The sequence below is a fragment of the Flavobacterium sp. PL002 genome (assembly GCF_054165825.1).
Genome location: NZ_CM135110.1, coordinates 172,548 through 184,452, shown reverse-complemented (window position 1 = coordinate 184,452; position 11,905 = coordinate 172,548). Strand labels below are relative to the sequence as shown.

Sequence of the window (11,905 nt, the reverse complement as noted above, 5' to 3'; positions counted from 1 at the left end):
GATAAAAATAAAAATGGTTAACGAGATTTTAATAAACAAATAAAATATAAAACATGAAAAAAAAACAATTTTTTAAAAATGTCTTTATGATGTTTTTAGTGACTATTGGAAGTTTTAACTTAATGTATGGTCAAAGAAATTTTTACGTAAGTAACATAGGGAATGATGCAAATAATGGATCTTCACCTTCAGCTGCTTGGAAAACTATAAATAAAGTAAATGCTACAAACTTCATTACTGGAGATGTAATCAATTTTAATAGAGGTGACGTTTTTTATGGATTTCTAAATGCTAGAGGAAAAATGGGAACTCCATCTAATAAAATTACTTTTACAGCATATGGATCTGGAAATTTACCGGAGATAAGAGCTACAAGAGTAGTGAATAATTGGACAAATCATAATGGGAATATTTGGAAAATTAGTCTAGGAAAAATAAACAATGCGAGAATACCTTCTTTGTTTATGAACAATGAACCCCAACAAATAGGTAGAGAACCTAATGCAACTGCAACTAATGGCGGTTATAGAGTAATAAATGCTCACAATACTAATAATAGGTCTATTTCGGATGCTTCAAATTTACCTTATGGAACAAATAGATTTCAAGGAGGAGAAATTACATTAAGAACAACAGATGATAATGTAAAAGTAGAAACAATTACTTCTCATTCTGGAAATACAATTAGTTTTAGTTTGTCTACACCAGGTGATTCTTTTGAAAATGATATTGAAAATAATTTTGGTTACTTTTTTCAAAATCATGTTAATACTCTCGATAATAATGGGGAATGGGCTCACGATACTAATGCTGGAATTTTATATTTATATAGTACTACAAACCCAAATAATTTAAATATTGAAATACCTTCTGAAGAAACTGCATTGGATTTAAGTAATTCTGATTATATCCAAGTAAAAAATTTAAAATTCCAAGGTTCTTTATCTCAAGTAGTAACTATGAGTGGAGCAAAAAACCTAACAATTAATAATTGTAACTTTTCAAATGGTAATGACTATTTAGTATTGGGATTTGGATTGACTAATGTAGTATTTACTAATAATATTTTAAACGAAAGTAATAATTTAGCATCAAGACTGGAAAGTATTGATGGCTTGATTTATTCTAATAATAAGATTACAAATATAGGAATGCGTTCTGGAATGGGAGCTAGGAGTTTTATAGGTTACACAGGAATTAGATTTTACGGAAAAGGCGCTTCACCTATAATAATTGAAAATAATATTTTAGATGGAATAGGTTATCACGGAATTCAATTTGGTGGTCCAAATTTTACAATTCGACAAAATGATATTAAAAACTTCTGTTATACTAAAGATGATGGGGGTGGAATTTATTCTGTAGGAAATCGTGATGTTAATAATAAAGTGTATAAAAATATTGTGCATGATTCACCAGGTGCAATTAGAGGGATTCCTTTAAATAGAGGAGTGAAAACAGCAGGAATTTATTTTGATAATGATTCACAAAATCAATTAGTATATGAGAATACAGTTTACAATATTGATGGTTGGGGTTTAATGGCCAACTTGACAAGTAAGAGTACTTATAGAGATAATACGGTTTATAATTGTGAATATGGTATAGTGTTATCTACTTATAATAATAGCTTTGGAGTTGGAGGAAGTGTAGCCCATTCGACTAATAATACAATTATAAGAAACATACTTTTTACTAATAAGCCATCACAATATTGTGCTAGATATACTAATCAAATTACTGATGTTGGATTCAATACATTTTTAGGAAATGTTGATTCTAATTATTACTGTCAACCTTTTACGGGGGGAAAAGAAATAGGGATTAGAGCAGGAAACCTGTCAACAGACTATTTATTAGCACAATTTAAAACTACTTATCCAAATTATGAGATTAATGGTAAAACTGCTCCAGTACAATTTAGTGCAACAACAAATCCAGATACTGTTTTACGATTTGAGGTAAATAATACAAATTCCCCTAAAACGATAAACTTGGGAAGTACTAACTATCTTGACGCAAAAAATGTAGCCTATTCTGGAAATGTAACTATTGCTGCTTATTCATCATTAGCTTTATTAAAAGGCGGAACGGTTACTCTACCACCTGTATCACAATTAATAACTAATGGTACTTATACAATTGAGTCTATAACATCAAATCAAAGATTACTTTCTAGAGCTTTAGAAAATCATGTAACTAAAATGGTTAATCCAGGTAATTATAGTGATCAAGAATGGATTTTTAATCATTTAGGAAGTAATATTTATACTATTAAAAATAAAGGTACAAATAGATTTTTAGAAGTTCCTTATGCTAAATGTGAAAATGCAACACAAGTATCAACTTATACAGCGGTAGTAGGAGATCATCAAAAATGGGAAGTAGTTGAAAATGGGCTAGGGGTTTATGGTCTAAAACCAGCTCATTGTTTAACACAAGGTTTAGATAGAAATAATGGAACGTTAAATACTAATGTTCATACTTACAATTATTCTGAAAGTAATGGCAATCAAAAGTGGAAAATTATTGCTGCAGCTACAACTTCAAAAGTTACTACTACAAATTTATCAGTTGATTTAAATACGATGGTATATCCTAATCCAATTAGTGACAATGCTACAGTTTCAGGATTAAAAATAGGAGATAATGTTACTATTTATGATTTTTCAGGAAACAAGAAATTACAATTCAAAGCAAAATTAGAAAATGAAATTGTTAATTTTTCTACTTTGAAACAAGGGACTTATTTTATTTCTATTAATGGTAATAAAGGGATTCAAGTTATAAAAAAATAATGAAATTGATTTTCTCGTTAAGTATTTTTAATAGTGTCAACTATTTTTTGATACCATTTAAAATAGTTAACGAGATTTTTAAAAATATCTTTATGATGTTTTTAATGGGGTTATAAGTAATAGTGGTAAAATGGCACCTCAAGTTATTAATTTGCATTTGTGACTTGAATTTAAGTATAATTTGAATTATCAAAAAAAAATATAGAACTTTTTTGTATATATCAAAATATATTTTATATTTGGTTAACCAATTTGGTAATCCAAAATATAATGTTTACAAATAGTTTTATAGTTTATTTGTTCTATCAATTATGTTTTTTAAGGATTAAATAACCAAAAGCATAAACCCAAAAAAATGAAAAAAAACTATACTTGTTTTTTATTAGCATTCGCTTTCGCTGCTATTTCAAGCTATGGACAAAGAGCGCCTAAAATTGATTTGTCAATGTGGAAATTGAGTATACCTGAAGGATCGCAAACTACGTATGCGGGACAAGATCTTGCCAATTATAGTAGCAATATCGAAATTCAGCGTTTTATGTTTAATGATAATTCTGAAAGGGCGTTGGTATTCTATGCCTACCCATCAGTTAAATCTAAAAATTCTTATACTAGAACAGAATTAAAAGAACAAAATTCTTTTGGTACTGAAATAGGTTGGACTTTTAAAGAAGGAGCAAAGTTAAAAACGGTGATAAGAATGGGAACTATCTCTAAAAACGACGATAAATACCCTCGAGTAATTTTAGTCCAAATGGGGAGTCGTTTAAAAGATGATCAGGCAGAAAAAGTTAATGCAAATGATAATAATTTACCTCCTTTTTTGAAAATATATTGGGATAACGGAAAGATTAAATTACGATCTAAAAAAGCTGCAAGTTTATCAATAACAGGAAGTGATTTATATAAAGAGAATTCATGGGTTGATGATGATGGATTTGCTTTTAAAGAAAAAGTAGATTTTGATAAATTCACATTAGAAATCAACGTTATGGCAGATCGTACTGTTGTTACTCTCAATAATGGAGAAACAAAAGTGTATTCAGGTGAAGATTATAGAAAATGGAGTCAGTTCGAGAATTTCTTTAGAACAGGTTGTTACCTTCAAAGTAGGGAAGCGGGAGCATTTGCAAATGCTAAATATTTCACGCTAGAAGTAGTTCATTAAGAGTAGGTTATTTATGAATAGAGTTAGTTAAAAAAAAGGGTGTTTCGCATTAATGTAGCGAAGCATCCTTTTTTGATTTTAATAAATTAATTATCTATTTAGTTGGGTCCTTTTAAAAGTTCCGTTTGAAAAGTTTGCAAACTTTTTCCAATTTCTAATGGATACCCAAGTTCGGATAACGTACGTTCCAAAGCTCCTAGAACAGCCAAAAGATCATTTGGAGAAACAGAACCCATGTGACCAACTCTAAAATAAGTTGTTTTTATGTCGGGCAATAACCCTCCAGCTATGATGACATTATTAGCAACCATTTTAGCACTAAACGCCGCTCCATCTATACCTTCAGGGTAATACACTGCCGTCAAAGTATTGGCTGCTATTGTATTTGAAGTAGCTAAAATCGTTAGCTTTAGAGAGGCAATTGCAGCTCTAAATGCTTTGGCTAAACTTTGATGTCTTTGTACTCTTTTTTCGATTCCTTCTGTACAAATTATTTTTAAGCTTGTCTTTAATGCAACAATTAAATTAACTGCTGGTGTCCCGAAGTAGGAAGGTTTTCTTTCTTCGTATGCTTTCATTACAGGCAACCAATTGCTCCAATCAGCATAATAGTTAGGTACAGGCGTTTTTCTATTTTTCCAAACTTCCATCGCTTTTTCAGAAGCCATTAAAAGCGCCAAACCTGGAGGTACACCTATTGCTTTTTGAGAAGCCGTTAATACCACGTCAAGTCCCCATTCGTCTTGGTTCAATTCCTCTCCCGCTACTGAGCATACACCATCAACAATACTTAATACTTTGTGTTTTTTGGCCAATTGCGCTATGGGCTTGGGATCTACTATTATTCCTGTAGAAGTATCAACATGCGTTAGTGTTAACGCTTTGTATTGTTTGGTTTTTAATTCATTTTCGATACTATCAATTGAGACGCTTTGACCTAAAGCAGCTTGTAAAAGAGTGACCTTTGCGCCGTAGCGCTCTAATATGTCCTTGAATCGCTGACCAAAATAACCCGAAGAAATAACCAATACATTATCTCCACTCTCGATAAGATTGGCTGCTGCCATGTCCATAGCCAATGTCCCAGTTCCAGCAACGATAAATGGTTGTCCTTTTGGCGATTTCCATACCGTCCTCATTAACTCCAGGCTATGTCCGAATACTTCAATAAAATCGGGCGCTACATGACTTGTTGTAGGTATTGCCATTGCTTGTAAAACTTCTGGTTCAAATTCAATAGGACCAGGAATCATCAGTAATTTTCTAGCTTTCATTTGATTTTTTTTATTTTAATAAATTAGTTTTGCTGACCAATATTCCGTCAGCATCGGCATAGAGATAATCATTAGGTTTAAAAGTAATTCCTCCAAATTTTACAGGAACTGCCATTTCACCCTGATTGCGCTTTATACTTTTAACAGGGGAAGTATTTATTGCTTTGACTCCAATATTTAACGTATTAATAACAACACTATCTCTAATGCAACCATTCACGATGATACCTTCCCAATTATTTTGTATTGCTAATTCGGCCAGTTGATCGCCAACTAACGCACAACGTAAAGAACCACCTCCATCAATTACCAAAACTTTTCCTTTTCCATCAGTTTCTAATTGTTTTCGAACTAAGGAATTGTCTTCGAATACTTTTATCGTACTGATTTTACCTGCGAAGGCCGTTTTATGACCAAAACTTTTAAAAATAGGATCAACGCATCTAAGCAGTGTTTCATACTGATCCCATAAATCTGCTGTTGTAAGCATATATTTAAAATTTAGAAAGTTGTTGTAATGAACTAAATTTAAAAAGGCAACATGCGTACATGTTGCCTTTATATTTAAAAAAGCTAAATATTACTTTTCTAACACTAATTCTCTTTTTTGCTCTGTTTTTTTACTTTCAAACTGATCACTAGTATTCTTAGCTCCGTCAGCTTTTAAAGCTTTATCACCTGCAAAGAACGTTTTATGATCATCACCAAGGTTTGATCCAGCCATTCTTTGGTGTTTTACACAAGCAACTCCTTTGCGAATTTCTTGTCTTTGAACTCCTTTTACGTAAGCTAACATTCCTTCTTCACCATAATAGCCTTGCGTTAAATCATTCATATGAAGCGCAGTTGTGTGGTAGGTAGGCAAAGTAATTAAGTGATGGAAAATCCCAGCTTCTTTTGAGCTATCCATTTGGAATGTTCTAATTCTATCATCGGCACGACGGCATAAATCAGAATCATCGTATTTAGCATCCATTAAATTACCTCTATCATATCCAGTCATATCTTTACCTGCAGCAAGCATTTCATCATACGCTTGATTACGGAAATTTAATGTCCAGTTAAAAGAAGGAGAGTTATTGTAAACCAATTTTGCAGTAGGTACAACCTCTCTAATTCGGTTAACCATATGCGCAATTTGTTTCACATTAGGTGTTGGTGTTTCAATCCATAAAAGATCAGCTCCATTTTGTAAACTTGTAATACAATCTAAAACAACTCTATCTATATTAGTTCCCTCTTTAAATTGGTACAAACCGTTTGCTAACCTCACAGGACGTACTAGTTTACCGTCTCTTTTTAGCAATACATCATCTTCTTTAGCTGCAGCAATTGTTATTTCTTCTGCTTCCACAAAAGCCAAATATTGTGAAGCTAAATCTCCTGGCTCGGTACTTACTGGTAATTTTTGAGTCAAACTTGCTCCTTCAGAATCTGTTCTTGCAACAATAACGCCATCATCAACCCCTAATTCTAAAAACGCATAACGAATAGCGTTAATTTTAGAAAGAAAATCTTCATGAGGTACCGTTACTTTTCCGTCTTGATGCCCACATTGTTTAGCATCCGAAACCTGATTTTCGATTTGGATTGCACATGCACCCGCTTCAATCATTTTTTTGGTCAATAAATAAGTTGCTTCTTCGTTTCCAAAACCAGCATCTATATCTGCAATAATAGGAACGATGTGTGTTTCAAAATTATCGATTTGATCTTGTACATCTTCTCCTTTTTCAAGTCTTCTAAACAAATCATTTAAATCAATAGCATCTGCCTGACGTAAAAAATCGTAAATTTCTTTAATTAATGCTGGAACAGTCGTCTTTTCATGCATGGATTGGTCTGGTAAAGGACCAAATTCTGAACGCAATGCAGCCACCATCCATCCTGAAAGGTATATGTATCTTTTACTAGTTGTTTTGTGGTGCTTTTTTACTGCAATAATATTTTGTTGGGCAACAAAACCATGCCATGAACCTAATGATTGTGTGTAATTAGAAGCATTTGCATCATATTCGGCCATATCTTTTCTCATGATAGCAGCAGTATATTTAGCAATGTCTAATCCTGTTTTAAAACGATTTTGAATAGCCATTCTCGCTGCACTTTCTGGGCTTATTGTATCCCAAGTAGTTCCATACTTCGCTTTCAAATCTCTTACCGTTTGTAAAGCCGAACTATAATTGCTTTGTTCTAAATTTTTCATAATTTTGTGTTAGGTTATTTTATTAGTAATTAGATCCTGTTGATTGTGTCCGCAATCGCAGGATTGTTTTTTTTTATATGTATTTGTAAGCTGGTAACGTTAAAAACTCTTCAAACTCTTCCGAAACTACTAGTTCGTCAAAAAGTGATATAGCTAATGCAAACTTGCCTTTTTTACTATTTTCATCGCCAACTACGGCAGTAATTTTAGCTACTTCATCCGCTAACAATTCTTTGTATAATTTAGTATCGAATTTTCGACCATCTTCGAGTTTGACTTCATTTTTTAACCATTGCCAAACTTGTGTTCTCGAAATCTCTGCAGTAGCAGCGTCTTCCATTAAATTATAAAGTGCTACAGCACCATGACCTCTGAGCCAAGACTCGATGTATAAAATCCCGACGTTAATGTTTTTTCTAATTCCTGCTTCTGTGATGGTTCCTTTTGGAATTTCGACCAAATCTTGCGCTGTTATGTTTACATCATCACGCATTACATTCAGTTGGTTCGGCGTTGGCATGTGTTTATTAAATTCTGCCATTGCTACTGCTACTAGTGCAGGATGCGCTACCCAAGTACCATCATGTCCGTTTTGAACTTCGCGCTCTTTGTCTTTTCTTACTTTTTCCAAAGCAGCAGTATTCGCTTCCTCATCATTTTTAATTGGAATTTGAGCTGCCATTCCGCCTATTGCGAGTATACCTCTTTTGTGGCAGCGCTGAATAACTAATTTTGGATATGCATCCATAAATGGGCTTGTCATGGTTACTTGATCGCGATTTGGAACTACAAAATTGGGGTGATTTCTAAATTTCTTGATATACGAGAAAATATAATCCCAACGACCACAATTCAAACCAACAATATGGTCTTTCAATTCAAAAATGATTTCGTCCAACTGGAAACTAGCAGTAATCGTTTCAACTAAAACAGTTGCTTTAAAAGTCCCTACTGGCACTTCTAAATAATTTTCTGCAAATTCAAAAACTTTATTCCACCAACGTGCTTCTAGGTAATGTTCTAATTTGGGTAAGTAGAAATAAGGAGCAGTTCCTTTTTTCAACATAGTTTGTGTGTTGTGAAAAACATACAGCCCAAAATCAACCAAACTTCCAGAGGCTATTTCGTTATTGATTAGAAGGTGTCTTTCATCTAAATGTAAGCCTCTTGGTCTCACCAATAAAACAGCCGTTTCTTGGTTTAATATATATGATTTCCCACGTTTAGCATCGTGTAACGAAATGGTTTTTTGATTCGCATCTATTAAGTTTTTTTGACCTTCAATAGTATTTTTCCAAGAAGGAGCAGTACTATCCTCTAAATCTGCCATAAATGTTTTCGCACCAGAATTCAAAGCATTGATAATCATTTTTCGGTCTACTGGTCCTGTTATTTCTACACGTCTGTCTTGCAAATCCTGCGGAATTGTTCCTGCTGTCCAATTAGAATCTCTAATTTCCTTTGTCTCTTTTGGGAATTCAGGAAACTGTCCGCTATCAAAAATCAGCTGTTGAGCAACTCTGTTTTTCAATAGTGTTATTCTTTCGGTATTGAATTTTTCATGCAATGCAACAATAAATACTAATGCTTCATCAGTTAGAATTTCGGGATAGTAATTAGTAACCTCTTTTGAGAAGTTAATTTTCGATTGTCTTAAAAATGTGTCTTCCATTGTGCTTATAGATTTATAGTACAATAGTATAAAAAAGTTTTTTATAAAACAAGCGAACGTTCGTTATTTATTAATTATTGTTTAAAAAAGTATGTTCGCGAAAAATGTTGAAACCTCTTTTTTTGTACAAACAAAATCAGCTTTTTATTTTCATTGGCTGATGCTTTATAAGGCTTTATAGTGGTTTTGTGTTTTTTTTGTAGTGTAATTGAAATTTTTAAAAGTAGCTTTAAATTAATTTTTGGTTGAGTAAATAAAAATTGATAAAATAATAAAAACGGAATCAATTCAGATATATCTGATGTTTTTTTGTGAATCGGAATAGGGTTAATGACGTTTTTTTTTAGATAATTATTGAAGAGTTAACTTTTTATTAATTTTACTACTTATTGAAAAAAGAACATTCTTCTTTAAATTGTTGTTTTAAAATGGATTTTTCCAAAGTGATTTTTGATGAAAATCAGAAAATAAAATCTATTTCTGTACAGTGTTAATTTATGGATTTTTTAGGTTTTTTTGCTTCCGCCAATATTCTTATCGATAAAATCACGCAAATCTTATAGGGATTTCGGGTAAACTTCTATTTTGATTTATTAAGGAGAGAATTAGTTTTACTTTTGTTTATAAACAATCAAATTCTTAAAAAAAAGAAGCGATATACTTTATTGCTAAGTTTCTTTTTTTTTTTTTAATTTAGTTTTGCTTAAGAGAATTCAGTCAAAAAAAGATGGTGCTACAGGGTTGTACTGCGTATGCTTTAGAAAATAATATAAAGAATAAAGGAAGCTGCTTTAAATACAAGTATTGCGACGGTTGATTATGATAATGCTAAATTATCACGTTTAATGAATTTATTTGTTAGTGCTTCGCAAAATTTCTCTAATGGAAACGCCATCTTCTTAATACCAGTATTTATGTTGTGGATCAAATTTACAATACGAATCTAGTGATCAATAGCTCGGTGAACTTACTTCAGGTAAATCAAATTAATGATCGTATCAAGCAAAATTAATTAGTTGTATGGTAAAATGCTTTTTTAGAAGAAGAAGCTAAAAATAATATCGTTATCAGTATTCTTCAGGCTTATTTACAGCCTTTATATAGCAAAGAAGGAATTGTTATTGCAGAAAGTAATTTGGCTGCATCAGGAAAAGAAGTCTTAAGAGTGAAATCACGTTTAGATGTTCGATTGATTGCATTGATTGATTGTACAGGAGTATTAATTCAAGTTTTAGAAACTAGGGATCAATCCTAAAAGTTGGGGAGGGATTTGATTTTTATTAAATTAGCAGACAAAAAAGTACCCCTTGGAAAATTATATAGAACTATTAAAACTTATACTGCCAGAATTAATTGTAGAACACTTTGATTTGGTGAATACCAAAACTGAACAAGAGAAAATGCATTTGTTTTTTGAAGAAAAAAGTGCTCCACCCAAAGAGTATAATAATCGACAACTAGTTTCAAAAGGTTTTTTACATGAGATTACTATTCAAGATTTTCCACTTAGAGGGAAATTCGTATATCTCCATATTAAAAGACGTCGTTGGACAGATAAAGAAACTCAAGAAATCATACAACGAGATTGGAATATTGTAGCACAAGGAACCCGCATGACTCATGAGTTTGCGGATTTTTTAAAAGAAATTAATAGATACTAAAGCAAACGATTGTCATACTATTGGTTTTTTCTTTGGTGTTAATGGTGAAAAATTGCAACGACAATATAAAAAACATCTTAGCAATTTTTCCAATTGGGAACAACGAGAACATGCAAATGAGTGGCTAATTTTCCCTGAAAACATGGGTAGTCATTTATCTATAGACGAAGTAAACTTGTCAATGGGAGAGCTTTATACCGTAGTGACTAATAAAGCAGGAAAAGGTAAAAAAGGTTCTATTGTAGCCATTATTGCTGGAACAAAAGCAGAAGTAGTTATTAATCATTTACAAAGGATAGATTTTAAAAAACGTTCTCAGGTTATTGAAATTACTCTAGACATGGCTAATAGCATGAAATTAATTGCTAAAAAATCTTTCCCAAAAGCAACACAAGTAACAGATCGCTTCCATGTTCAAAAACTTGCTTTAGAAGCTGTACAAGAAGTTCGCATTAGATTAAAATGGGAAGCGCTAGATCAAGAAAACCAAAGTATATTACAAGCAAAACTCAACAATGCACCTTTTGTCTCTAAAGAATTCTCTAACGGAGATACTGCCAAGCAATTACTCACCAGGAGCAGGTTTCTACTCTACAAAAGCCCTAACAAATGGAGCGAAAATCAAAAAGATAGGGCAACAATAGTATTTGAAGCATATCCAGAAATTAAAACAGTTTACTTTTTAAGTCAAAAATTACGCAATATTTACAATAACAATAATGATAAAGTAATAGCTATCACAAAATTAGCACACTGGTATAACGATGTTGAGCGCTTAGGAATAAAAAGTTTTAATACAATAATGAATACCATTAAAATTAACTATGATTCTATTTTGAATTATTTTGGTAATAGAAGCACTAATGCTTCTGCAGAATCTTTCAATGCTAAAATAAAAGCTTTTAGAAATCAGTTCAGAGGTGTTAGAAAAGTTGATTTCTTTCTATTTAGATTAACTAAATTATTTGCTTAATCCCTAACTTTTGAGCTTGATCCTAAATAAAGTCTCTAACTATTTGTTTTATTGACACTTGGGTTTTCATGATTTTATTTTTATTATAAAATTATGAAAAATAAAAAGAAATTATTGCGGGGATAATGTGGGGATATTGTCAAAGGAAAAACC

General features: G+C 32.0%; 8 protein-coding genes and 1 pseudogene. 5 read left to right on the top strand and 4 right to left on the bottom strand.

The genetic code is table 11. From position 1 onward, the window contains the following. Positions 1–53 precede the first annotated feature (53 nt). Both ACVEGE_RS00730 and ACVEGE_RS00725 read left to right on the top strand, forming a co-directional pair. Complete coding sequence (locus tag ACVEGE_RS00730) at positions 54–2,798, top strand: right-handed parallel beta-helix repeat-containing protein (protein ID WP_458008609.1); 2,745 nt, start codon at positions 54–56, stop codon at positions 2,796–2,798. Positions 2,799–3,153: 355 nt separating this feature from the next. Further along, the gene (locus ACVEGE_RS00725) at positions 3,154–3,966 is read left to right on the top strand and encodes a polysaccharide lyase family 7 protein (protein ID WP_458008608.1); all 813 of its coding nucleotides are present in this window, start codon (positions 3,154–3,156) and stop codon (positions 3,964–3,966) included. Positions 3,967–4,064: 98 nt separating this feature from the next. On the opposite strand, the gene ACVEGE_RS00720 is transcribed toward ACVEGE_RS00725, so the two are convergent. The 4 genes from ACVEGE_RS00720 to aceB all read right to left on the bottom strand — a co-directional run bounded on the left by ACVEGE_RS00720 (position 4,065) and on the right by aceB (position 9,118). After that, the gene (locus ACVEGE_RS00720; RefSeq protein WP_192501997.1) at positions 4,065–5,240 is read right to left on the bottom strand and encodes a pyridoxal-phosphate-dependent aminotransferase family protein; all 1,176 of its coding nucleotides are present in this window, start codon (positions 5,238–5,240) and stop codon (positions 4,065–4,067) included. A gap of 10 nt (positions 5,241–5,250) precedes the next feature. Next, a complete protein-coding gene (gene rraA / locus ACVEGE_RS00715) occupies positions 5,251–5,730 on the bottom strand; it encodes a ribonuclease E activity regulator RraA (RefSeq protein ID WP_173854437.1) in 480 nt (159 codons plus the stop codon). 90 nt (positions 5,731–5,820) lie between these two features. Continuing rightward, on the bottom strand, positions 5,821–7,446 hold the full coding sequence (locus ACVEGE_RS00710; RefSeq protein WP_173854438.1) for an isocitrate lyase: 1,626 nt from the start codon (positions 7,444–7,446) through the stop codon (positions 5,821–5,823). 73 nt (positions 7,447–7,519) lie between these two features. Beyond that, on the bottom strand, positions 7,520–9,118 hold the full coding sequence (gene aceB / locus ACVEGE_RS00705) for a malate synthase A (RefSeq protein WP_192501998.1): 1,599 nt from the start codon (positions 9,116–9,118) through the stop codon (positions 7,520–7,522). A gap of 1,051 nt (positions 9,119–10,169) precedes the next feature. Between aceB and ACVEGE_RS00700 the strand changes: the two are divergent. The 3 genes and pseudogenes from ACVEGE_RS00700 to ACVEGE_RS00690 form a co-directional block, all read left to right on the top strand. Beyond that, positions 10,170–10,373, top strand: a pseudogene (locus ACVEGE_RS00700) (hypothetical protein); the annotation flags it as partial. Positions 10,374–10,425: 52 nt separating this feature from the next. After that, complete coding sequence (locus tag ACVEGE_RS00695) at positions 10,426–10,779, top strand: ISAon1 family transposase N-terminal region protein (RefSeq protein WP_173854557.1); 354 nt, start codon at positions 10,426–10,428, stop codon at positions 10,777–10,779. Beyond that, positions 10,769–11,752: an ISAon1 family transposase gene (locus ACVEGE_RS00690; RefSeq protein ID WP_458008644.1), complete on the top strand. Its 984-nt coding sequence runs from the start codon at positions 10,769–10,771 to the stop codon at positions 11,750–11,752. Before ACVEGE_RS00695 ends, ACVEGE_RS00690 begins: the two co-directional genes overlap by 11 nt. The last annotated feature ends 153 nt before the right edge of the window (positions 11,753–11,905 follow it).

What these genes read in the sequence shown, in the direction of transcription:
- aceB (WP_192501998.1), bottom strand. Translation starts at nt 9,118, where the DNA reads ATGGAAGACACATTTTTAAGACAATCGAAAATTAACTTCTCAAAAGAG.
- ACVEGE_RS00730 (WP_458008609.1), top strand. Translation starts at nt 54, where the DNA reads ATGAAAAAAAAACAATTTTTTAAAAATGTCTTTATGATGTTTTTAGTG.
- ACVEGE_RS00725 (WP_458008608.1), top strand. Translation starts at nt 3,154, where the DNA reads ATGAAAAAAAACTATACTTGTTTTTTATTAGCATTCGCTTTCGCTGCT.
- rraA (WP_173854437.1), bottom strand. Translation starts at nt 5,730, where the DNA reads ATGCTTACAACAGCAGATTTATGGGATCAGTATGAAACACTGCTTAGA.
- ACVEGE_RS00720 (WP_192501997.1), bottom strand. Translation starts at nt 5,240, where the DNA reads ATGAAAGCTAGAAAATTACTGATGATTCCTGGTCCTATTGAATTTGAA.
- ACVEGE_RS00710 (WP_173854438.1), bottom strand. Translation starts at nt 7,446, where the DNA reads ATGAAAAATTTAGAACAAAGCAATTATAGTTCGGCTTTACAAACGGTA.